The following is a 23,538-nucleotide window of genomic DNA, read 5'->3' on the forward strand; positions in this document are numbered from 1 at the left end:
TTACTGATTGTTCTTGTCAGACTACACTTTACCATGAAATCTACTTCAAACAAAAGTCTATCGGGTCTAATCCCCATTGTGATAGTTGTTCATTTATTTTGGAATAGGGTTTACTACCGAAAAATCCTCTATGGGCACTGAGGGGGCTTGGGTGAACGGATTCAATAATTGCATGTCTGGACGTATCAATTAACTTACGTTTTAATTGCGCAGGTCTTCCCCATAACACGAAAACAATAGGCTTTTCCCTCTCCGAAAGTTTGCGTATGACTTCATCCGTAAAGAGTTCCCAACCTTGTCCTTTATGCGAATGTGCAGCACCTGCTCGCACAGTTAGGACTGTATTTAATAAGAAAACGCCTTGGCTCGCCCACTTCGTCAACGTACCATCTTTAGGAATCTCGCAGCCGATATCATCTTGGAGTTCTTTTAACATATTTCGAAGGCTTGGAGGATGCTTGATCCCTGGTTTGACAGAAAAGCTCATGCCGTGGGCTTGTCCCGGACCATGATAAGGATCTTGCCCGACAATCACCACTTTAACATCGGTAAAAGAAGTTTCTTTAAAAGCGTTCCACATTTCATCCAATGGTGGATAAACGGTTTCATGTGCATATTGCTCTTTCAAAAACTCCCGTAATTTCAAGTAGTACGGTTGGTCGAATTCATGTTCAAGTACTTGTTGCCAGTCGTTATCAAATATCTCTTTTTCCAAGATACTCACTCCTCAAATTCAACGGTTACATTATACTCCACCAAGGAAAACATTTCAGAAACGGACCGAGCGGCATTTTCTTCAGCAATTTGCAAAACTCCTTGTTCAGTTGTTTCTTCAATCATCAATTTTTCCGCTTCTGCAGCCAATTCGTAAGCCTCGGTAATGTCAGCTTTCTCGCGGAACAATCCTTCATATGAAAATACTTCGACTTGATCGAATAATATTTCGGGTCTACCTAAAAATTCTGCTTTCGGTAAAGTTAGCGTTGCAGTTTTTGCTTCTTCATCCAGTACAATATCTTCCGCTTCGACTTTTGAGAAATCAATGCCCGCTTTCACTGAACCAGGAATAACGACCAATAACTGACGTTTTGTCCCTGGCAGTTCGAGGCCGATTTCTTGTCCAAAAATCTTATTGTCCTGTCTTTTAATTATAGCTTTCGTGTAAGCCTCTGCTGTTGCGAGTTCATTTATCGATTGAATTTGCTCCAAAAAAGCCCCTTTATTTTCCGTGAACGTACTGCCTTTAATCATCCAAAAAGTTATAACTGGAACTGCAATAATCAGTACAATCATAACTGTAATAAACCATAGCATTTTCCGTTTCCACATGGACTTAAAAAGTGAGCCAAGTTGCCAAAATCCAGATGAACGTGGCTGAACACTTTCCAGCGTAACGGCTGTTTCGTCCTGAGCTTTTAATTCTTCAAGCAATCGTTCAATATCCTTAATTCGCTGATCTTTTGACATCGTTCTCCCCGTTTCTACTATATTAGTCAATGATTCTAGTACGTTTACGATAATGGAAAGTTTCAAATTGTACAACCTTGAGGCGAATGATAGGATATTTTTAGAGGTGATGTGAAATGGCGGATTACCAGTGGCGAGAGAAAATGCGAAACGTGGAGCGTTCGACAAAAGAAAAAAGCCAAGTGCCCGAACGTGCAAAATCACTTGGATTTGGTTGCTTTACTATCGGAATGTTGCTTGTCGTATTGTTATTTGCTTTTATTAGTTTCGGACTCCTTTCACAGAATTACTGGATTACCGGAGGATTTTCGCTGATTTTCACGATTGGATTAGCCTTTATTTCCATCCAACTACTCCGGGCGGATAAGCTCCAATAATTGAATTATTGTGAGTTTTTGGTACGATAGAACACAGAAACTTATTGAAAAGAGGAATCCATTCATGTCTTTGAAAAAAACATTAACCATCGCTGGTTCTGATACTTCTGGTGGTGCAGGCATACAAGCAGATTTAAAAACATTCCAAGAGCACGGTACTTACGGCATGAATGCCCTGACAGTTATCGTGACAATGGATCCTGATAAAGGCTGGAGCCACGGAATTCATCCGATTCCTGTTGAAACATTACAAGCACAGTTGAAAACAGCTCTTTCTACTGGCGTTGATGCCATCAAAACAGGGATGCTGCCAACTGTTGACATTATTAAAACAGCAGCGGAAGCAATCGATCGCTCTGGTTTAGAAAAAGTAGTTATTGACCCGGTTCTTGTGTGTAAAGGTGAAGACGAAGCCCTTTTCCCTGAAAATGTGGAAGCAATGGTCTCATCATTATTGCCTCGTGCATTAGTTGTCACTCCTAACTTGTTTGAAGCTGGACAACTTTCAGGTCTTGGAACATTAACAACAATTGACGATATGAAACGTGCTGCTGAAAAGATTCATGAAGCAGGCGCTACAAATGTAGTCATCAAAGGCGGCAAGCAGTTGAAGCATGAAAAAGCCGTTGATTTATTCTTTGATGGTTCAACATTTACTCTACTTGAATCAGAAAAAACGGACACGTCTTACAATCACGGAGCTGGTTGTACATTCGCAGCTGCAGTGACAGCAAACTTAGCAAACGGTCTTCCAGTAAATGAAGCTGTTTTGGAAGCGAAGAAATTCGTATCTGCTGCAATCGCTAACGGCTGGAAATTAAACGAATACGTTGGTCCGGTTATGCACGGAGCTAAAAACCGTTTCGGCGCACCAGAAGTTACAACTTCAGAAATTTAAGTATCAATCTAGCCACTCTTTCTTTAGATAGAGTGGCTTTTTTATGGAGTTTTTGTGGTTAGTTGGAAAAATCGCAGGTTTAGTTGGAATAGGTTACTTGTAGAAGTGAAACCTGTGTCTTTAGAATAAAGTTTGATCAAAAATAACGCATGAACTTGCTTTATTGCGGCAAATTCAAAGAATCCATTTTGAAAAAAGATCGATCAAAATGGATTCTACAGTTTAGATTACAGATGGAATTTTCATAAAAAAGTTTGATCATTTTTGGGTAAGTTTCTTGAACATTAGCACCCGTTCGTAATATAAGGTTGGCCAGATATTTAAAATGTAACGGTCCTTTTTTGTTACCATCTATGACCCGGCTATTTTTTCTCCCCTTGGCTGGCTGCTGTTGGCGTCCGGTTCGACGGTGATGCCGATTTGATCAAAAGTCTGCCCTTCTGCGAGCTGGTAGGTCAGTATTCCGGATCCATTTTCGTCCGGCTTGAATATGCCGCTATTTTCCCTCGTGCCGTTTTTCAGCAGCCAAACCTGGTAAACCTGTGAACCTTCGACGACGGGTAATTCGTGAACCTGCACCACCAAATTTTTCTCTGATCCCTGCTGGACAATATATGCGATGCCGTTTGTTCCCGGGTGGCTTTGATTGGCTGCTTTTAAGGGAATGCCAGTTAAAATCTCAATGGGTATATTTTCGGCATGGCGATTTTTTTCCTGTACATTCGCTATTCCAAGGCCAATAATCGCGAGCAACAATACGGCCACGATACTGGTTGAAACTGGGGTGAAATGGCTTTTGAGCATCATGGCGAGCTTGCTCATCTTAGCCATGAATGTTTCCGTACCGCTTTTCGTTTTATGATCAAAAACAAACCCCATCACCTCGCCTTTTAGCGATTCAGGCACCTCGATTTCGGTATAATCAAACGGCATAGCCTGCCAGGCCTGGGACAATTCCTGATATTCTTTCTTACACTCCGTACAATTCTTTAAATGTTCAACAAAGGACATGCGTTCGCTCTCCTTGAGCTCATTTGCTATATATGGAATTATATGTTCACAATCCCTTCTCATTTTATATCCTCCAATTCCAGATGCTTCCTCAAACCTTTAAGAGCTTGGTGTAGCCTGCTTTTAATCGTGCCGAGCGGCTCTTGTTCCAGCTTGGCGATCTCTGAAAGAGAATACCCTTTCCAATAAAGCAAATCGATTAATTTTCTTTGCGCTGTCGGCAATTTGTTTTTCGCCATCTCAATATTATTCGTATTTACTCGTTGCTCGATTGCATTGGCAAGGTCGGCTATCTCTTCATGTTCCTCTTGATAGTGTTGCGTATGTCTCTTCTCTTTGCGGTGGTAGTCAATGCAAATATTGCGAGTAATCGTGAGGAGCCAATTTACAAAGTTGCCTTGAGCAGGATCGTAATGGCTGTTTGTTGTCCATAGCCTCAAAAAGACCACCTGAATAATCTCTTTCGTTTTTTCCTCATTCCCATTACAAAACTTCATAACAAAGCCGTAAACAAGCTTTATATATCGATCATAAAGCTCCTCTAATGCGTGACCGTATTTTTCGTTTACCAATCTCATTAATTCCGCATCGTAATTTTCTTTCATGTGGCACTCCCTGCTATTGGAAAAAAATATATTGCCATTATACTATTTTAAAAATAAGGATGGGAACGACCGCGACTGATCGTTCCCTGGACAGGCTTATTCAAATTCTGTTTCGCTGTTTACGACAAACCATACATCTTTTACTCCTTGTCCTTTTACATCCCCTTCTTGCTGGTCTTTTGCAAAATAATAGAGAGGAAAGCCTTTGTACGTGACCTGCTTCTCCCCGTTATCTTCTCTTGTGATTGTATCGAAATCCTTTTTGTCAAAACCTTCCGGGACGGCGAAATCCTCTTGGGTAAATGACGGCCAGTTTGCTAGGCAGTCTCCGCTGCAATTGCTTTTTCCTGCTTGGTCCTTTTTAAAGTAATACAGGGCCATTCCCTGTGGATCCGTCAGGTACTCTCCAGCTTTCTCATTCTCCAAAAGCTGAAGGCTGTCAGCCGGGGCTTGTTCCGTTTGGGCTTGATCGGGTTGATCCGTCTCTTTTTTTTCCTCAGTGCTATTTCCACAGGCAGCCAAAGCAAAAATAATCGAAAGTATCGTGAGCGTAAAAATTCCTTTTTTCATGTTTGTTCCTCCAAGTTTTTTAGATTTAAGGCTTACCCTTACTTCCAGCCCCATTTTTGAAAGATTTGGTGAGATTCTTCCGTTTTTAAATAATCAATAAATTGCTGTGCCTCTTTTTTCTGATCGGTGATTTTCGTCAGGACGATCGGCGTTCCACGATAGAGCTTTTCTTCTTCGGGCAGTTCGATCAGGTCGGTCACATCCTGGAGCCGGTAATGCCATGATTCATAGGTAATCCAGGCGTCTAGACTGGAATTCGATTTCCATCGTTCAATGGCTTCGGCACTCGACTTTACAGAAAGGTTAATATTTTGGGAAATGCCTTCGATTAGCCCTTTTCTGCCTGCCATATCTTCCCAAAGTCCAAGCTGGCCAGCCCCATTCACATCAATTATTTTTACTCCATTATTCGTTAAATCCTCCAGGCTTTCAATCTTCTTAGGATTTCCTTTCCTCACCAATATTCCTGCAGCACGCGGGTAAAGCTCCGTACGTGATGTAGTGTCGATCATTTCGGGGTGGTTAAAGATGAAGTCCTGCAGCATATATTCGGAGCCACCGAAAATAATATCTGCATCTTCCTTTGCCTGGCTGATCCACTTGCCTTCTGGTCCAGCTGTTACTTCCACCTTGATTCCCGTTTCAGCTGAAAAATGTTCAGCAGCTTCCTTAATCGGTCCAAGTGGTCCGCCTGGTCCGTACACCCGGATGACATGATCACTTTGGCTGGAATTTGGTGTTTCCTGGGACGTCGGCTTACGGTCCATATTTGCATAGGCTGACAATCCGGTAGCCGTAATGACAAAGAGCAGTAAAGCTGATAGAAATACGGTCTTCTTCATGATTCTCCCTCCATTTTATATATATTTTTTAACGGTACTATCAGAGGAAACGAAGGGAGTTCGTAAACGGTTTGATTATAATTGCAAAATAGTTAGAAAGTTTCATTTAAATCATTATCCCTATTCCTCTTCGCTCCTGTTTGTAACCAAAAACACCACAACGACTGCTTGGATTCCAGCAAACGTTGTGGTGTTCATTATTATCATTTAGCGGTTTTTTGAAGAAAATTCATTTTTTCTTTGAGCTGTTGTTGGTTCCACTCGATGGTTTCTTCTGAAACAAAGGCCATTCGCTTGCGTTTCGGCAATTTGACTTGACCGTTCGTTGCCCGAGTATAGCCTTCAATCATGGCTGCGATTGCCAAAATAACGAGAGCAAAGCTGATGGCTGGACCCAGGGGCAACCAAGGAGCGCCTTGCAGGTAGCGGAAAGAGTTACCGAAAAGCCCTGCCCATTCGTATGAAATGGATCTAGGGGGATCGCCGAACATAGCGTCATAATCAACGTCTGTTCCACCTAAAAACAATTGAAGCATCCCTAAATGGGCAAAGACGATCAGCGATTCCACCACTTGTTGTCCGTAAAGAACCAACAATTTTTCACGCATTTGGGGGAATAAGTGACGGATGATCAGACGTCTGCGACTGGCTCCCAGTGTACGTGCCGCCAATATATATTCCTGGTGGTACAGTAGGTTGGCTTCATTGCCTACCAATGCTGCCACAATCGGAACCGTCATGAAAGCCATAATGACGACCTGAATGACTAACCTTTCTGTAATGGTCGTCGAGAATCCTTCTGGCGGCATCCAAAGAACTGGTGACAACAATAGCACGGCAAATATGGTCATGGGTACATAATGAATCGGATCAATTAATCCATTAATCCATGAGCGCTGACGTTGCAAATAAGTCCCAAGTGCAAAGCCTAATGGAATGGCAATCAACATTCGCAAAAATGCCACTGCCATGGCTGCAATAATCGTGTATTTGGCACCAATCATGATTTTTGCCAACATATCGTAGCCAAATTGGTCCGTTCCGAGCGGATGCATCCATTTTGGTGAAATTGGTGGTCCTTCCACTGCACGACCATTTTCTTCAATGAAAAACGTTTGCTTTGGAACACTTCCGAAAATCCATTCAAACACAAAACTGCCGACTAAAAAGAAAGCGATGATGCTGAATCCAATGAGAAATAAAGGTTGTCTCCAAACGGATTTCATCCAACAACACCTCCTCTTTTTAATCGATGAATAAAGTACCATTCCCCAAGGCTATACAAAAGGAAAATTGGCAGGAAGAAACTTATGATTGTCACTAAGAACAATGTGCCGCTCAAGTTTTCATACATGTACAACATAACGCCAGGAATATTGAACATCAGTTCGAGAATGAAGAGATTGGATAGCATAAACCACATCGTTTTTTTCGATTGGAAAAACACACTGATGATGGCATTGCGGAAAATGTGCATGAATAAGATGAATGCTTTTCCGAAGCCTAAAGATTTTGCCAGTTCAACATACATGTTCCGCTCTTCTGCTTCGAATGTCAGCATGCTCAATCGGTACAATTGAATCATCGGTAAAATCATCAGACATAGAACCGGTAGCCAATATATGCGATCGTCACCAATCACTGCAATTTTGGACACGAGTACCCCTGTATTCTGGAAAATAATTACGACAAGCAATTGGGCAAGCACGATGATTAGTATGTCAGGCATTGATTCCAGGAAATAAAAGAAAAGTTTGACACGTGCGCGTGCCTTTTCGCGCAATAGCATCGTGATGAAAGTGCCGATTAATGCGAACACCACAGCTACAACCAGTGCCAAAAATAATATTTGAAGTGAATAAGTGATATTTTCCAGAAGCTGTGGGAATATTGGGACTTCCCGTATTTCGCCACGCCCAACGAAATGGGCCACACTTAACTCACTAATATTCATTAGAGATGTTGCATGCAATTGAATCGTTTCTATGTATTCTTTCCATAATAATTCCCCCTGCTGTAAGCCGGCAATCAGCACAGGTGCTCCACTTATGAGCAAAATACTCACCAATGCAGCTACGAGCTGGATAACCCACTTGAGAAATCCTTTCATATTACCTTCCTCCTGTTCTCTAAAAAATCAGATAGTTTAATAATACCATATTTTTCTATTTCGTGGAACGAAGAAATTTTAGACGATCCTTATTCTTTCACGATTGTCTTCGTTCTTCCACCGTCGGAGTCGGGTTAGAGTGGCGTTTTCCACTTTTCCTACTGTCTAGTTCCAAACGCCAGCCCGCACCTACGCTTCAGAAACTCAATCGAAAACAAGTTTTCGTTTCGTTTCTTCCACCGTCAGAGTCGGGTTAGAGTGGCGTTTTCCACTTTTCTTACTGTCTAGTTCCAAACGCCAGCCCGCACCTCCGCTTCAGAAACTCAATCGAAAACAAGTTTTCGTTTCGTTTCTTCCACCGTCGGAGTCGGGTTAGAGTGGCGTTTTCCACTTTTCTTACTGTCTAGTTCCAAACGCCAGCCCGCACCTCCGCTTCAGAAACTCAATCGAAAACAAGTTTTCGTTTCGTTTCTTCCACCGTCGGAGTCGGGCTAGAGTGACGTTTTCCACTTTTCCTACTGTCTAGTTCCAAACGCCAGCCCGCACCTCCGCTTCAGAAACTCAATCGAAAACAAGTTTTCGTTTCGTTTCTTCCACCGTCGGAGTCGGGCTAGAGTGACGTTTTCCACTTTTCCTACTGTCTAGTTCCAAACGCCAGCCCGCACCTCCGCTTCAGAAACTCAATCGAAAACAAGTTTTCGTTTCGTTTCTTCCACCGTCGGAGTCGGGCTAGAGTGGCGTTTTCCACTTTTCCATGAGCATGCTAATCGCATTAATCAGCAAAATTCACTATACTTATGTCTAGAAGTTTTGTTGTTAAGAGGGGGATAAAAAAGTGGACGTAGTACATGTAGCAAAGTTACAGGAATTGTTAAATTCCTTTGCAGATAAAGATGTTTATCTTCATTTGGAAACGACGAATGGTGCTTATGCATCTCATTTTGACGAGACTGTGTTTAATGCAGGGGCATTCATACGTAATATTGTCGTGAAGTATGAATTAGGAAAAGTCGCGGGTTACAGCCCTCACCGTGTTGGCTTAAAATTGCCACATGGCTGGGTGTATGCACAGGGGATCACTCATTTTGAATTGGATGAGTACGGTCGTTTGTTGATGGCTGGACACGATCAATCAGGAAAATTGGCAGTTGCGCTTCAAATCAGCGAAACGCCATTTACGTATTAAGAAGGAGGAAATCATATGACTTTAACACAAGAAAGACACGTACTCGTTGTATTTCCTCACCCAGATGACGAAGCATTTGGCGTTTCCGGTACCATCTCCATGTATATCAAACAGGGAACTCCGGTTACATATGCTTGTTTAACATTAGGCGAGATGGGACGTAATTTAGGAAATCCACCTTTTGCGACACGTGAGTCTTTACCACATATCCGTAAAGATGAATTGATTGCTTCCGCACAAGCGATGGGCTTGACCGATTTACGCATGATGGGTTTGCGGGATAAAACTGTAGAGTTTGAAGATGATGAAAAAATGGTTCAAATGATGACGAAGCTGATTGAAGAAACGAACCCATCACTCATCATTACGTTTTATCCGAACTACGCAGTGCATCCAGATCATGAAGCGACGGCTCGTGCGGTCGTACGTGCTGTTCGCCGTATGGATGAGAATCTGCGTCCGAAATTGTATGCGGTGGCGTTTGCAAATAATACAAAGGATGATCTTGGAGAACCTGATGTCGTTCATGATATTCAGGAAGTACGAGATCAAAAGATGGGCGCAATGCGTGCACATATTTCCCAGACAGCTTGGATGTTGGCGGAAATGGAGAAACGCTTGGCAGAAGGAGAACCTGAAGCTGAGAACTGGTTTACCTATGAGCGGTTCTATAATTACCGCTGGCATGAAGATTTTGAAGAAACATTCTAACTCTACAAGTAAATGATTATTTCCTAATGAAATCCTGGAGATTCCACATAAAATGGGTCTTTCAGGATTTTTATTGTTTAAGTTGTGGAATTATAAGGAATACATACAAATGTGGACTTTTTGAGCTTCGGCAAGTATCATTACTAGAGAAGTTGAATAATTATACATCTTAGGAGGACCCATTTTTGAAGAAGTTTTCACTTTCCACATGGTTATTGTTTCTAATACCATCAATTATTGGAATATTATTATTCATGATTCCATTCAAAATCGAGGGCGAATGGAAGATTCCTGTAGCCATATTGGCAAATATGGTCGCTGGAGTAGTAGAGCCAATCATGCCTTGGACCGTTACCGTTGTCATGATTTTGGCAGCGATTGGATCGCTCGTATATCAATTTAAAAAAGATTCGAACCCTGAAGATCAGGCATTTTTCGATAAACTATTCCAAGTGAATTGGTTCTGGACGATCGTCCGTGTCATTGGGGCAATTTTTGCTGTCATGGTCGTTGCGAATATCGGACCAGAAGCAATAAGAAGTGAAGATACTGGTGGATTGTTGCTGTCACCTACTGGTTTACTATCATTCTTGTTCACTATTTTCCTATTTGCCGGATTACTATTACCACTTCTTCTAAACTTCGGTTTGCTGGAGTTTTTCGGAACGATGATGGTAAAAGTCATGCGTCCTCTATTCAAATTGCCTGGCCGTTCGTCAATTGACGCGCTTGCTTCTTGGATTGGCGATGGTACAATTGGTGTTTTATTGACAAGTAAGCAGTATGAAGATGGTTTTTATACGAAAAAAGAAGCAGCAATCATTGGAACTACGTTCTCAGTGGTGTCGATTACTTTCTCGATTGTCGTTCTTGAAGAGCTTGGACTGGGTAGCTATTTCCTTCCATTTTATGCGACAGTTCTTGGAGCTGGGGTTGTTTTGGCATTCATCATGCCTCGAATTTACCCTTTATCACGCAAACCTGAAGAATACGTAGATGGACGTCCATACGATGAGCATGCAGAAACATTGCCTGAGGGCTATAATGTTGTAAGTCATGGCCTGGAAAACGCTTTGACAACGGCAGATAAAAACCGTTCATTCACTAAATTCATGTCCGACGGCTTAAAAAACGTATTGGATATGTGGATGGGTGTTGCACCAGTCGTGATGGCATTTGGTACGATTGCGTTGATGCTTGCGACTTACACAGATATATTTGTTTGGTTAGGCAAACCGTTTGAACCGTTGCTAATGGTTCTTGGTGTTCCAGAAGCCGCAGAAGCAGCACAAACAATGGTCGTTGGTTTTGCAGACATGTTCCTCCCAGCTATTTTGGGCGGACAAATGATTGAATCTGAAATGACCCGTTTCGTTATTGCGGCAACATCGGTTACTCAGTTGATCTACATGTCTGAAGTCGGCGGATTGTTACTTGGTTCAAAAATCCCTGTCAACTTCCTGGATTTGATTGTGATTTTCTTGTTGCGCACTGTGATTGCATTACCTATCATCGCAGGTGTCGCTCATTTATTGTTCTAAATTAAATTAAGCTGTCTCCAATGCCGCAATATCGCGGAGTTGGAGACAGCTTTTTCGTTTTTCTAAACATCTGGCCCAATTGGAAATCAAAAGTCTTTCTTTCAATAGCTTAGAAGTTCTTCTTCATTCATTGTTTCGCCAGTTTTAGAAACAATCATTGCCGCGACCATTTCTCCCCACTTCTCGTCAGGCATACCAATAGTGGATATTCAAACAACTTCAAAGCAAGAAGGCTCAATCAGTTCGTTTACGTACTCTATCTTATTTTTAGGATGCCATGCACGTTATGGACAAGTATATGCTCGGTTTAGAAATATCTAATCGTGTTTGGTTCCATCGACTATTTCTTATCACGAAAAAGCTGATGTTTCCATTTAACAGGAAACATCAGCCATTCTAAATTCGTTTTATTTTTCCGCTAATTTCGCCAGCATGTCCGCTGTCATTGCGTCTAAATCGTATTTTGCTTTGAAGCCCCACTCATTTTTAGCTGCCGTTGCATCAATGCTATCCGGCCAGCTGTTGGCAATTTCCTGACGCACTGAATCTACGTCATAAGATAATTCGAACGTAGGAATGTGCTTGCGAATCGATGCTGCAATTTCTTCAGGTTCAAAGCTCATAGCCGTAACGTTGAAGGCATTGCGATGCTGAAGTTTCGATGCATCCGCTTCCATTAAATCGACGATTGCTTGTAGTGCATCTGGCATATACATCATATCCATATATGTACCTTGTTCGATGTACGACGTGTATTTCCCTTCAGACAATGCTTTGTAATATATATCTACTGCATAGTCTGTCGTTCCGCCACCTGGAGGCGTAACATATGAAATCAACCCAGGGAATCGGACACCACGCGTATCTACCCCGAATTTTTGGAAATAGTAATCACATAGCAATTCACCTGACACTTTGTTCACGCCGTACATGGTGGTTGGACGTTGCAATGTATCTTGTGGCGTATTTTTCTTAGGTGTTGAAGGACCAAATGCGCCGATAGAACTTGGGGTAAAGAATTGAAGTCCTAGTTCGCGAGATGTTTCAAGTGCATTCACCAAACCGCCCATATTTAAATTCCAAGCAAGTAGCGGCTTAGCCTCAGCAGTAGCTGATAGCAATGCTGCCATGTGCATCATTGTATCTGCGCCGAAATCCTTCGCTAGCGTGTGCATGCGTTCTGCATCCATTACGTCCAGCAATTCAAACGGCCCGTTTTCTACAACCGGCGAATCTGTTTTGCGGATATCTGTCGCCAAAACATTATCTGCCCCATAAATTTCACGTAGTTTTGTAATTAGTTCCGATCCAATTTGACCTAAAGCACCGGTTATCATAATTTTTTTCAATTGAATTTCCTCCTCGTCAAATAAACACTTGTACTTTTCAGGGATACATATTATTTCAATACAACGTTGATATGATTACATTTTAATCAGTATTCATTATAGTGTGTTCATCATGAAAGTACAATACACATCATTGGTAAGTGTTTTTTCGCCGGCCCTTCCAATTCCCCCTATTTTTTTCCATTCAGCTCTTATCAATCGTTTGGTATAGTAATAGAAAAAAGGAAGTTTTATTATGAACATCAAATCACTGGCCATTACATACAGTTTGGTTTTTATCGTGACACTTGTGCTGTCCTTTCTACAATTCCCATTTGGGGCAATTTTATTGATTGTTTTTTTTACCATCATTCTCCCTTCTATATTGTGGCCACTCCATGCCATTTACTGGTCTAATGATCTGAATAGAATCGAAAAGTTTTTGCAAAAAAACCGTAAAAAGGCCGTTTTTGCCTTTCCTCTTGCTTTGGCCCATGGGAACCGTCAAGAAGTCGAAGAGAGCCTGCAGACCATCTTAACTAAGTACAAACAGCCCTCAATGCAGCAAGTCTATACGACTATTCTGGACATATTCCTCGGTGACTATGATGCTGCTCGAATCAGTGCAGAAAAAATCAAGAAAAAGTCATTGCGTACCTATTATTTAGCTAATATAGCCGCTAAAAGAGGGGACATTGAAGAAGTGATGCCACATATAGGATCGTTCGAAAAACCTTGGATGAACCATGTCATGAACTCATTCATCGCTCATCATGAAGGGAACGAGACTTTGGCAAAAACCGAATATCAAAAAGCGATTGACTCGTCACGTGGTTTACAAAAATATGTTGTCGTCCACTCACACAAGCATATGTAACTATGATTTGCCCACGCGAAACGTTCATTCGCGTGGGTTTTTTTGTGAAAATTAGAAGGTAAATGATTAGTTGCAACGACGAAATTCTATTGAAACCTACTATTCAGCCTTCAACAAAAAACCTCGACGCATCTTACCACGTCGAGGTCCATCTAGTTTTCTAACTCTTCTTAACATCTCACTGTTTTTTTCTTTTTTGGTTCACCACGCGCAATAACTTTTTCGATGTAATCGAAAGCAAGTGGGACTTTACAGGCGGTGCCTCCCATATCCACATGTACTTTGCCGATTTCAGTTGCCACGTGTTGAGCATCTTCCCGTAATTCCGGTACGTATCCACCAACGGAGATAACAAAAGCATTCATATTGTAACGTACCCGGTTCGGTGCCTGGTGAATGCCTACTCTTATTACTTCCAGCAATCGAGAAATTTCCTGCAAGTCTAACTCACTGGCTCCTGCATAGGTCAAGTAGTTCGTATATGTGCTCCACCCCGCACAAGCAACCATTTCATTGTCGGATTGCATCCACTCTCTAGCCAGTTCCATAGCAAACTGGCTTTCAGACGCTACCCAAGCGACCGAGTACTCAGATAGCATAGACCAATAGGCTGCCTTCACCCAATTTTGTAATTGATCTTTCGTCATCAGTTTTGGATCGATAGCTAGGGCCGCCAAGTACATGGCATCCGAAACTCCTGAGTCGTATAACTTCAATGCCAACTCCTGATCTTTCTTTACATGCTTCAAGATCTTCTTCATGTCACCTACCTTGACTCCGTAAAATTCACCAGTCGCTCCATGATTGACAAATGTCTTCTTTGTTTGCTCCGTACCAACTTCCTTTAGATAATTCATTACTTCTTCATATGTCACAAGCCCATCCCCCATCACCGAGTCATTTTCTAAAGATAATTCATCACTTCATATAAAAAAACACCCGAACGCTTTTACACATTCGAGTGTTCATCTGTCTTACTTAATTACGCCAAGTTCTTTACCGACTTTTTCATAGATGGCAAGTGCATCATCCAACATTTCTTTCGTATGGACTGCAGTAGGCATGTTACGAACACGGCCTGTCCCTTTTTGTACAGTTGGGAAGACAATCGCTTTCGCATAAACGCCTTCTTCAAACAGTCGTTTGGAGAATTGTTGCGTCAGTTTTTCATCGCCGATGATACAAGGAGTAATCGGTGTTTCAGAAGCACCGATATCGAATCCTAATTTCTTAAGACCTGCTTTTAAATAATCGCCATTATCCCAAAGCTTGTCGTGAAGCTCTGTTGAGTCGATAATCATTTGCAATGCTGCCGTAATTGCCGCAACATCACCTGGTGGCACGGCTGTTGAGAATAGGAATGGACGTGAACGAACTTTCAACCAATCGATTAATGATTGTTTACCAGCAACATATCCGCCTACTACACCCACGGCTTTAGATAATGTTCCCATTTGGAAGTCGATATCTTTTTCCAATCCGAAATGTTTAACTGTTCCTTTTCCTTTACCAGTAACACCTGATCCGTGTGCATCATCCACGTATGTGATCAAATCAAATTCCTTCGCGATTTCCACGATTTCCGGAAGTTTCGCAATGTCTCCATCCATTGAGAATACTCCGTCCGTGATCACCATGACTTTATTATAAAGACCTGATTCTTGTGCTTCTTTTGCTTTCGCACGTAAATCTTCCATATCAGAGTGCTTAAACGCAATGATTTTGGCTTTCGATAGTCGGCAGCCGTCAATAATGGATGCATGGTTCAACTGATCTGAAAGAATAGCGTCATTTTTATCCATAACGGCTGAAATAGCAGCCATGTTACAGTTGAAGCCTGATTGATAAGAAATTGCCGCTTCCGTTCCTTTGAATTCCGCCAGCTTTTCTTCTAACTTCACATGAAGGTCAAGTGTTCCATTAATCGAGCGGACCGCACCTGCTCCAACACCGTATTTATCAATTGTTTCTTTTGCAATGCGTTTCAATTCTTCATTTGTTGCCAATCCCAAATAGTTATTTGAAGATAAATTGATAAGTTCTTTACCGCGAACTTGGATTTTTGCTCCGTTCGGGCCTTCTACTGGATCGACTTCATTGTATAAACCTTGATCACGTAATTCTTGTAAATTTTCTTGTAAAAAAGCATCTAATACTTTAGACAAAAAACATCTTCCTCTCAAGCGAATTTATGTGCCACACCACTATCATTGGCAAATCGCTGGTGTATTATAATCTATTACATTTTAACATAAGCGCATTAGAAAAGTGCAAAGCTCCATTCTGTTACGACAAAAGGAATTTATATTGGCTTGTAAAAAATTTAACGTTCAAATTAATGGATTTATCAATCAAACTGGAGATTTATCGCTCAAAGTCAGCTATTTATTAATCAAACAAGTCTCATAACCAAGTTAACTTTTTGAACCACGGACACAAAAAAACGAGCTCAATTTGAGCCCGCGTTCATTTAAAAAATCATTTATATATAGAAGAATTATCTAACTTTTGGAAGAGATCATCCTCAATTTCCTGCCATTTAAAATTATTTACACACGCATCCAATGTCTCTTTTATTGTTTCGTCATCCGTACAATATACTTGTAGATATTCGGTTGCATGCAAAATTTCTTCTTTGTATCGAGCAACAATTCCATCTACTAATTTCTGATCTTCTTCATTTAATTCGCGGAATTTTTTAACGTCGTAAATTTCGTCTCCAGATCGTTCAGGCTCATATTCATGCGGAGCGGTGCTATCGAACAGTATAGTTTGCAGCTCAGGTAACCACACATAATCAATGCTGTTGCAGTCGAGTCCACACCAGCCCCACTGGGTATCAAGCCCTAAGCTCTCTGCTTTCTCGGCAAAGCTTTTCATCAATGTCGATTTTCCGCCACCTGGATACCCTTTGATGAATATGCGCCTTTTTACTCCTTTTGTTAAGGAAGCGAAATGATCTTTTGCGCCTTCAGGAGTTAACGTGCCCATCAATCGATGAGTTCGATGAGGGGTTTTATTGAATTTAAGCGTGGTGAAGGTTTCATCGAACAGTGTGTTCGCTTGCTCATCAAAGCCACTCCAGTCCATCCCATTTACATATGGAATTTCCCATTCGTCGTGAATCTTTTTCGCATTTGTTAATGTTTGCAATGCTTTTGCCAGCCACTGCTCACTGTGCAACGTCTTTTCCCGTAAAAAGCCACCGTGTTCACGCAACTTGTTTTCGTCATAAGCCTCATAGAATGAAATAACGTGATGGGTACTGCCATAATATTTAGGTTCAAAAGAAACTGGATGTGCAGCCTGTATAAATAGGATTCGATTGCCTCTTACAAAAGTGGCTTCAAGTGTATCTGCATGCAAAGGATCGTAAAACCACTCAATATCGTAGCCTCTTTTTACGTAGTGATAGCCAACTTGTCTGAATAATTCCGACAGTTTGAATGTCGGGGGAGATTTAATAAAATAGACTTTCCGTGCTTCGTTGATCAAATCGGCATAAATATTTTTTTCACCTTGTCCTGTAAAAGCACGTCCAAACTGATGCGTGATTGTTCCGTTCATCGACTCATCCCTTTCATTGTGTTGACTGCATCTACTATATGAAATGGGATGACAAAACATGAAAAAAAGCAGCCACTAAGAGTGCCCGCTTTCCTTGATTATTTAGAAACTGTCGTTAGTTTTTCAATCCATTTTTGTGATAGTGGCAATGTAAAATGCACGATATAACCGAGTGTCAACGCAATGATTACAGTCCCTACCCCTACAGGTCCTCCGAGAAGCCAGCCAATGACTGCAACAATCAACTCAAGTAACGTACGGACACGTTTGACTGTCCACCCCGTCTTCTCAATAAGAATCAACATGAGTGAATCGCGAGGCCCAGCCCCAATATTTGGCGCAATATACATCCCAACCCCGAACCCCATGATTGCTACACCTGCAATGAATAATCCGATTTCGGCAATTGGATTGTCTACAATCGGCAATAACCAAAGAAACATATCGATAAAAACTCCGATTAATATCATATTGAGCCATGTGCCTATTGGTGGCCAGCGCTTGGAATAGAGGGAAGTGGCAAGTACGATCAATAAACCGGTTACAATAGACCAAATGCCAATCGATAAGCCAAAGTTAATGAAAAGTCCTACATGCATAACATCCCATGGTGCTATACCAAGTATTTCTCCTCTAATGGTCATCGCAATGCCAAGAGACAGCACTACTAACCCGACTAGAAAGAAACTCCATCGTATGTAAATTGTGTTTGTCATCTAAAAGTGCCTTCTTTCCGTAAAAAATCCACTCATGCTTCGCATGAATGGATTCGAATCAATACTGAAAAGTATATCAGCATTATGTTTTAAGTGTTATATAAATTTATTCCTATTTGGTCAAAGAAGCAAATACCCCTTTGGTGCAGTATGCTAAATCAGTTGGATGCAAATGAATCTGCATTCCGATTTTGCCGGCACTGACAATCATCGTATCAAGTTCTTTCGCAGTTTCATCGATGAACGTGGGAAATAGCTTTTTCATTCCAAGCGGTGAACAGCCTCCGCGTATATAGCCAGTCACCCCTAGCAGATCTTTTACCGGAAGCATTTCAACTTTCTTTTCTCCGGCAGCTTTAGCGGCTGCTTTTAAATTTAGTTCCTGATCTACTGGCACCAGGAAAACGGATACTTTCCCTGGACCTGCAGTAGCAACCAGTGTCTTAAATACTTTTTCAACCGGCTGTGCAATTTTATGCGCAACAGAAACACCATCGATTTGTCCGTCGGATACTTCATATTCAAATAAGTCATAGCTGATTTTTTGTTGATCCAGTAAGCGGACTGCATTTGTTTTTGTTGGTTTGGAAGACTTGGCCATAGACATTTCCTCGCTTTACAAAAATCTTTATTCCTGATTCAATAATTTCTTCAGTGCTTCAGCCATTGCTGTATTTTGAGGTTCATCTTGTTGTTTCAAGAATTTCTGTACATCTTTCTTATTGGCTTTTGCTCCACCTGAAGATTCACGACGTTTTTCAAAGGCCGACAATTTTTCTCGATGACCACATTTACAAACAAACAGTTTGCCATCTCCTTCACCACGCATTTCCATCCGTTTGTGACACACTGGACAACGTGCATTGGTTTGCATGGACACCGATTTTTTGTAGCCACATTCACGATCTTGGCATACAAGCATTTTGCCACGTTTGCCGTTTACTTCAAGCAAATTCTTTCCACAAGTCGGACAGGTCTTACCCGTGACATTGTCATGTTTGAACTTTTGATCGCTTTGTTTGATTTGCGTCACAACCGTTTTTGAAAAGGTTACCATGTCTTTCATGAATTGTTCCTTTTTCATCGTACCCTTTGCAATTTTCGTCAATCGCTGTTCCCACTCACCCGTTAAGGACGGGGATTTTAAATCTTCAGGGACCAATTCAAGCAACTGTCTTCCTTTGGAAGTCGTGTAGATATCTTTGCCTTTCTTTTCAATGACAAAGCTATTGAATAATTTCTCAATAATATCAGCGCGTGTTGCCACTGTTCCAAGTCCACCCGTTTCGACTGCTGTCTGGATAATGTCTTTAGACTCCCCAGCCATAAATGACGAAGGATTCTCCATCGCAGAAAGTAATGTCCCTTCATTGAATCGGGCAGGTGGTTTCGTTTCACCTTGTGTCATGGAGATAGCACGAATTTCAATCGTGTCTCCTTTTTGTACAGGAGGCAACGTGCTTTCTGTGTCGTCTTCTTTGTCTTGATAGACACGTTTCCATCCTTCATCCCGGACGGTTTTTCCTTTTGCCGTAAATGTTTCTCCAAGCACTTCCAGTGTAATGACTGTTTGATCATATGCATAAGGAGGCAGGAAAACGGCTAAAAATCGCTTAACGATTAAGTCATATAATTTTCGTTCTTTGTCTGATAGATTTTGCATGACCGGCGATTCCTCAGTCGGAATAATCGCGTGGTGATCGCTCACTCTTGCATCGTCAATTACTCCTTTTTGCGGTTGGATATTCGCTGAACGCAAAATACTGTTCGTCGCAGCTCTGTAAGGTTGCAAATCTACTGCTTTAATACGTTCTTTCAAGGTCGACTTCATGTCGCTTGATAAATGCTTCGAATCCGTCCGTGGATACGTCACGATTTTATGGCGTTCGTATAACCCTTGCAACGTGGACAGCGTTTCTTTCGCTGACCAGCCAAACAGACGATGGCCTTCTTTTTGAAGTTCGGTCAAGTCAAACAATGGTGGTGCAGGTTGCTTTTTAGGTGTTGTTTGAATGGACTTGATCTTTCCTTCTTTGCTCTTGTCCAATTTCTTCAGAACTTGCTCGACCTGGTCCTTATTGAAATTGCTCGACTGATTATTCGGGCCAAATGACCATGTATAGTTTGCCTCTTTCGTTAATGCTTGCAAACCGTAATATGTTTTAGATTTAAAGTCGCGAATTTGTTTCTCGCGTGCTGCTATCATTGCGAGAGTTGGAGTCTGCACTCGTCCCGTCGATAATTGCGCATTGTATTTCACTGTTAGTGCACGGGTTGCGTTAATACCAACCACCCAGTCGGCTTCCGCTCGTGCAACTGCTGCTTCATACAAATGTTCATAGGCTCGGCCGTCTTTCAGTTCACGGAATCCTTTTTGAATCGCTTGATCCGTTACCGAAGAAATCCACAATCGCTTCACCGGTTTACGGCTTTTCGCTTTTTCTAAAATCCAACGTGCAACCAGTTCCCCTTCACGTCCCGCGTCAGTCGCAATAATGACTTCTTTAACGTCCGGTCGGTTCAGTTGTGCTTTAACAGCATTAAATTGCTTCATCGTTTGTTTAATCGGCACCAGCTTGAATGGCTGAGGCAAGATCGGCAAATCCTCTAGTTTCCATTCTTTATAGCTGTTATCGTATTGTTCAGGGTCAGCATGCGTGACCAAATGGCCAAGTGCCCAAGTAACAATGTATTGTGTTCCTTCTAAAAAGCCGTTTCCTTTTTTATGACAACCGAGGACGCGGGCGATATCGCGTGCTACGGATGGTTTTTCTGCAAGTACTACTGATTTTGACAAAGTGTCCGCCCCTTTCTTACATTCATCTATTATAACGGAAAACGGTGGTGGCTGTTTAGTGCGAGCTGGGGGGCAATTTGATTTATTCCTCTTCACGATAGGTTTATTCCCTTTCGCAAAGACCTCATTCCCTTTCACCCACTAATTTCCAACAAAAAAACCACTTCGCATGGATTTCGCAAAGTGGTCTAACTGTCTTTTAAGATTGGTCAATTGTTTCTTTTGATAAGTGTTTGCCCATTTCGACGTACTGCACAAATACGCGAGCAAGTTCACGCAAGCGATCATGTACATCTTCATCGATGATAACATTACCCTCACCGAAATGACTGCCGGTTGTGTACACGTAATTTGGTGTCACCAGGCAACGGAAGTAATCCAGGATGGGCTTCAATTGGTTTTCAATGACCAAGTGATGCTGGAACGTTCCGCCATTGGCGACAATTGAAACCGGTTTGTACCGCATTGTTCGCGGGTGCAGCATATCGAATGCATTTTTCAGAACACCTGGAATCGATCCTTGGAAAATCGGTGTTGCCAACACGTAGCCATCCGCTTCTTCGAACTCGCGAATGAGGCGACGCATATCATCGTTGTACTCACCCAGTGGTCGACCATCGACAAATTGATGGTCAAAATCGGCCAGCTTCATAATTTCAAGATCGAGCTCACTATTCAATTGTTCAATATATATTTTCACTTGATCCAAAATCGCACCTGTTTTGGAGCCAATAATGGTCCCGTCGATAAGTAAAATTTTCATGTCCATTCTCCTTCAAACGCTTTTCTATTAGAAGTACAAAAAGGAATTTGAACTTCCTATATCCTCATTTTATCAAAAAGAAAATCCTTGCCCTAAGCACCGGGTGTTGAAACTACACAAGTTCATTCTTTTGACGGAGACTGTGTCGCACAATCCGCTTCAAGCCGTTCCTGCACTTTTACGATTTCTTTAGTTGGCGGGATCAAACTCACAGCCGTATCACCAGAAATGGATTGAAGTTCTTTCTTGTCGGTGTAAATTTCAATTCCCCATATTCTTTCATGATGTACAGGAGCACTGTTTCTTCCTCACAGTCGCGCAAGTAGCGTGTGGACGTTTTTTTTATTTAATTTGTGCAATTGCTTCTGAATCATAAATAGCGACAGTTCTTGAAGGTGTCCGCAAAGCTATTTTCATCATGGCAAATGCCACCTGCTTCGCTTCAATCGAACGGTATTTTTTCAAAGGACCTAGAAAAGCCGGTTTTAACAGAGTCATTGTGATTTCTCCAAAGCGCTCCCCTAAACGGAATTCTTCTCGATTCCCGGTCAATAATGACGGTCTAAAAATGGAAACGTGCGGAAGTGAAAGCATCGAAACTTTATCTTCCATCGTTCCCTTTACACGGTTGTAATAGACATTCGATTCAGGATTTGCCCCCATTGCCGAAATGACCAGCATATGCTTTGCCCCTTGTGATTGTGCAAATTTGCCCATCTGGATGGGTGCGATTAAATCCACTTGTTCAAATGCTTCTTTCGATCCCGCTTTTTTCATCGTCGTACCTAAGCAGCAAAAGAAATCATCTACCCCAACAAAGTCATCCTTGGTCACTTGATTCAGGTTTTTGACTTTCGTGACTAACTTCGGATGGCTGAAGGAAATTGCATTCCTGACAATAATCGTGACTTTTTCATAATTCTCGTTTTCACAAAGAAACTTGACGAGTTGTGAACCTGTAAGTCCTGAAGCTCCTGCTATCATCGCAGTTCTTTTTTCCAATGTCATCACTCAATTCTTGTAATCTAGTGTTTTGAGTTTACCATACGCACCTGCAAATTCTAATATTTACTCATACAGAGGTTGTAGTTCCCATACGTTAAATAGAAGATGAAAGGTGGGAATGAAATGAGCAACCAAATTCAACAAAAAACCATTTTATTTACGATTGGACGGGCTGGCTATCCTGTCACGAGGTGTGTCCACATTGCGAAGTTACTGGCTTCTCATCGCATTCTTTTTGCAGCCCCTGAAAAACAAACAGTGGTTCTTCGTACCCTCGATCAACAGGGCTTTGCCCCTCTCTCATATGCAAGAATCGCTGATTTGAAGAAGTTATTGATTGAACACCAGCCTGATATGGTTATTACCGATGGCTATGATACAGATTTTGATGAAGGAAAAATGTACGCTTCGCATGTTCCGATTACCCTGCATTTTGACGACTTTGGAGAAGGCGGAAAAGCTGCAACTCATGTAGTTCAATCTTTGTACCGCGAAGACCGTGAGCCAGTTCCTTCCCATTATGTGATAGGATCCACAGGTTTTGTGGTGCCTGACGAATTGGAGCCATACGCGAATTCCGGCCTAAAGCATGCATCAGCACTGCCTCTTCCCCACGTCGTTGTGACATTTGCAGATGAAGATGCAGATAACTTGTCTTACCGTACACTTCGTCATTTGCTGCATTTACAAATCCCACTTGCCATTACAGTCGCCCTACATTCGAGTTACCGACACAGTCGCGATGATTTGAAACTGATGGCATTGGGACGAAAACAAACACGTATTGTAGAATGTGATGATCCAATCCAACTGATCAGCGAATCCGATTTGGTTATTTGTGATGCTAGCTTCACTCCTTACCACGTCGCAGTAATTGGTAAACCATGCATTGTCATCGCAGAAGATGAAAAAGAAGCGCAGCATGCTTTCCCGAAGGAAGGAAATGGTTTCATTTATTTAGGTCTGGGACGCAAATTGAAACAATCCCATTTGCAAAACGCCGTGATGGAGACAATTCTCCATCCTAATAGAAGCGTACGGGCAATTAAAAAACAGTTGGGCTTAAAAATGCATTTAAACAATGCGAACATGCAACAATTTTTAGAAAAAATCATCCAAGAAGAAGCACGAGAAATCACCAGATAAGCTATTCATGTGATACAATAG

General features: G+C 41.8%; 24 protein-coding genes. 7 read left to right on the forward strand and 17 right to left on the reverse strand.

All coding sequences use genetic code 11. From position 1 onward, the window contains the following. Positions 1–40: 40 nt before the first annotated feature. Together HMPREF1210_RS08895 and HMPREF1210_RS08900 are read right to left on the reverse strand one after the other, a co-directional pair. On the reverse strand, positions 41–715 hold the full coding sequence (locus HMPREF1210_RS08895; RefSeq protein ID WP_016428328.1) for a uracil-DNA glycosylase: 675 nt from the start codon (positions 713–715) through the stop codon (positions 41–43). 5 nt (positions 716–720) lie between these two features. After that, positions 721–1,467: a DUF4230 domain-containing protein gene (locus HMPREF1210_RS08900; RefSeq protein ID WP_016428329.1), complete on the reverse strand. Its 747-nt coding sequence runs from the start codon at positions 1,465–1,467 to the stop codon at positions 721–723. Between the two features lie 116 nt (positions 1,468–1,583). On the opposite strand from HMPREF1210_RS08900, the gene HMPREF1210_RS08905 reads away from it, so the two are divergent. Both HMPREF1210_RS08905 and pdxK read left to right on the forward strand, forming a co-directional pair. Continuing rightward, entirely contained in the window at positions 1,584–1,844 is a 261-nt protein-coding gene (locus tag HMPREF1210_RS08905) for a hypothetical protein (RefSeq protein WP_016428330.1), read from the forward strand. 64 nt (positions 1,845–1,908) lie between these two features. After that, entirely contained in the window at positions 1,909–2,742 is an 834-nt protein-coding gene (pdxK, locus tag HMPREF1210_RS08910; RefSeq protein ID WP_016428331.1) for a pyridoxine/pyridoxal/pyridoxamine kinase, read from the forward strand. A gap of 351 nt (positions 2,743–3,093) precedes the next feature. Here the strand turns inward: pdxK and HMPREF1210_RS08915 are convergent, their stop codons facing one another. The 6 genes from HMPREF1210_RS08915 to HMPREF1210_RS08940 all read right to left on the reverse strand — a co-directional run bounded on the left by HMPREF1210_RS08915 (position 3,094) and on the right by HMPREF1210_RS08940 (position 7,880). Beyond that, positions 3,094–3,753, reverse strand: a complete 660-nt coding sequence (locus HMPREF1210_RS08915) for an anti-sigma factor (protein ID WP_231391071.1) — start codon at positions 3,751–3,753, stop codon at positions 3,094–3,096. A 59-nt stretch (positions 3,754–3,812) separates the two neighbouring features. Then, complete coding sequence (locus tag HMPREF1210_RS08920; protein WP_016428333.1) at positions 3,813–4,358, reverse strand: RNA polymerase sigma factor; 546 nt, start codon at positions 4,356–4,358, stop codon at positions 3,813–3,815. Between the two features lie 96 nt (positions 4,359–4,454). After that, on the reverse strand, positions 4,455–4,928 hold the full coding sequence (locus HMPREF1210_RS08925) for a hypothetical protein (RefSeq protein ID WP_016428334.1): 474 nt from the start codon (positions 4,926–4,928) through the stop codon (positions 4,455–4,457). 38 nt (positions 4,929–4,966) lie between these two features. Continuing rightward, positions 4,967–5,770, reverse strand: a complete 804-nt coding sequence (locus HMPREF1210_RS08930) for an extracellular solute-binding protein (protein ID WP_016428335.1) — start codon at positions 5,768–5,770, stop codon at positions 4,967–4,969. 203 nt (positions 5,771–5,973) lie between these two features. Further along, positions 5,974–6,996 carry an ABC transporter permease gene (locus HMPREF1210_RS08935; RefSeq protein WP_016428336.1) on the reverse strand — a complete coding sequence of 341 codons (1,023 nt, stop codon included), beginning with the start codon at positions 6,994–6,996 and terminating at the stop codon, positions 5,974–5,976. Next, positions 6,993–7,880, reverse strand: a complete 888-nt coding sequence (locus HMPREF1210_RS08940; RefSeq protein WP_016428337.1) for an ABC transporter permease subunit — start codon at positions 7,878–7,880, stop codon at positions 6,993–6,995. Before HMPREF1210_RS08940 ends, HMPREF1210_RS08935 begins: the two co-directional genes overlap by 4 nt. 835 nt (positions 7,881–8,715) lie before the next feature. Here HMPREF1210_RS08940 and HMPREF1210_RS08945 point away from each other — a divergent pair. The 3 genes from HMPREF1210_RS08945 to HMPREF1210_RS08955 all read left to right on the forward strand — a co-directional run bounded on the left by HMPREF1210_RS08945 (position 8,716) and on the right by HMPREF1210_RS08955 (position 11,318). Then, positions 8,716–9,066 (forward strand): YojF family protein, encoded by a 351-nt coding sequence (locus tag HMPREF1210_RS08945; RefSeq protein WP_016428338.1) that lies wholly within the window; start codon positions 8,716–8,718, stop codon positions 9,064–9,066. A 15-nt stretch (positions 9,067–9,081) separates the two neighbouring features. Next, positions 9,082–9,777, forward strand: coding sequence for a bacillithiol biosynthesis deacetylase BshB2 (bshB2, locus tag HMPREF1210_RS08950; protein ID WP_016428339.1), 696 nt, complete (start codon positions 9,082–9,084; stop codon positions 9,775–9,777). Positions 9,778–9,962: 185 nt separating this feature from the next. Then, positions 9,963–11,318, forward strand: a complete 1,356-nt coding sequence (locus tag HMPREF1210_RS08955) for a YjiH family protein (protein ID WP_016428340.1) — start codon at positions 9,963–9,965, stop codon at positions 11,316–11,318. A gap of 407 nt (positions 11,319–11,725) precedes the next feature. On the opposite strand, the gene HMPREF1210_RS08960 is transcribed toward HMPREF1210_RS08955, so the two are convergent. Continuing rightward, entirely contained in the window at positions 11,726–12,667 is a 942-nt protein-coding gene (locus HMPREF1210_RS08960) for an L-threonine 3-dehydrogenase (RefSeq protein ID WP_016428341.1), read from the reverse strand. 235 nt (positions 12,668–12,902) lie between these two features. Between HMPREF1210_RS08960 and HMPREF1210_RS08965 the strand changes: the two genes are divergently transcribed. Continuing rightward, positions 12,903–13,523: a hypothetical protein gene (locus HMPREF1210_RS08965; RefSeq protein WP_016428342.1), complete on the forward strand. Its 621-nt coding sequence runs from the start codon at positions 12,903–12,905 to the stop codon at positions 13,521–13,523. A 170-nt stretch (positions 13,524–13,693) separates the two neighbouring features. Here the strand turns inward: HMPREF1210_RS08965 and HMPREF1210_RS08970 are convergent, their stop codons facing one another. The 8 genes from HMPREF1210_RS08970 to HMPREF1210_RS09005 all read right to left on the reverse strand — a co-directional run bounded on the left by HMPREF1210_RS08970 (position 13,694) and on the right by HMPREF1210_RS09005 (position 22,374). Next, on the reverse strand, positions 13,694–14,398 hold the full coding sequence (locus tag HMPREF1210_RS08970) for a DNA alkylation repair protein (RefSeq protein WP_016428343.1): 705 nt from the start codon (positions 14,396–14,398) through the stop codon (positions 13,694–13,696). A 99-nt stretch (positions 14,399–14,497) separates the two neighbouring features. Beyond that, positions 14,498–15,688 carry a glycine C-acetyltransferase gene (locus HMPREF1210_RS08975; protein WP_016428344.1) on the reverse strand — a complete coding sequence of 397 codons (1,191 nt, stop codon included), beginning with the start codon at positions 15,686–15,688 and terminating at the stop codon, positions 14,498–14,500. A gap of 313 nt (positions 15,689–16,001) precedes the next feature. Then, positions 16,002–17,090 carry a hypothetical protein gene (locus HMPREF1210_RS08980; protein WP_016428345.1) on the reverse strand — a complete coding sequence of 363 codons (1,089 nt, stop codon included), beginning with the start codon at positions 17,088–17,090 and terminating at the stop codon, positions 16,002–16,004. 98 nt (positions 17,091–17,188) lie between these two features. After that, on the reverse strand, positions 17,189–17,806 hold the full coding sequence (locus HMPREF1210_RS08985; protein WP_016428346.1) for a YitT family protein: 618 nt from the start codon (positions 17,804–17,806) through the stop codon (positions 17,189–17,191). A 112-nt stretch (positions 17,807–17,918) separates the two neighbouring features. Then, positions 17,919–18,407: a Cys-tRNA(Pro) deacylase gene (ybaK, locus tag HMPREF1210_RS08990; protein ID WP_016428347.1), complete on the reverse strand. Its 489-nt coding sequence runs from the start codon at positions 18,405–18,407 to the stop codon at positions 17,919–17,921. A gap of 27 nt (positions 18,408–18,434) precedes the next feature. Next, positions 18,435–20,603 (reverse strand): DNA topoisomerase III, encoded by a 2,169-nt coding sequence (locus HMPREF1210_RS08995; protein ID WP_036659482.1) that lies wholly within the window; start codon positions 20,601–20,603, stop codon positions 18,435–18,437. Positions 20,604–20,802: 199 nt separating this feature from the next. Continuing rightward, positions 20,803–21,366 (reverse strand): NADPH-dependent FMN reductase, encoded by a 564-nt coding sequence (locus HMPREF1210_RS09000; protein WP_016428349.1) that lies wholly within the window; start codon positions 21,364–21,366, stop codon positions 20,803–20,805. A gap of 342 nt (positions 21,367–21,708) precedes the next feature. Further along, positions 21,709–22,374, reverse strand: coding sequence for an NAD(P)H-binding protein (locus tag HMPREF1210_RS09005; protein WP_036659484.1), 666 nt, complete (start codon positions 22,372–22,374; stop codon positions 21,709–21,711). A gap of 120 nt (positions 22,375–22,494) precedes the next feature. On the opposite strand from HMPREF1210_RS09005, the gene HMPREF1210_RS09010 reads away from it, so the two are divergent. Beyond that, positions 22,495–23,517: a hypothetical protein gene (locus HMPREF1210_RS09010; protein ID WP_016428351.1), complete on the forward strand. Its 1,023-nt coding sequence runs from the start codon at positions 22,495–22,497 to the stop codon at positions 23,515–23,517. Positions 23,518–23,538: the final 21 nt, after the last annotated feature.

The organism is Paenisporosarcina sp. HGH0030, from assembly GCF_000411295.1.
In the GTDB taxonomy this organism is placed as follows: domain Bacteria; phylum Bacillota; class Bacilli; order Bacillales_A; family Planococcaceae; genus Paenisporosarcina.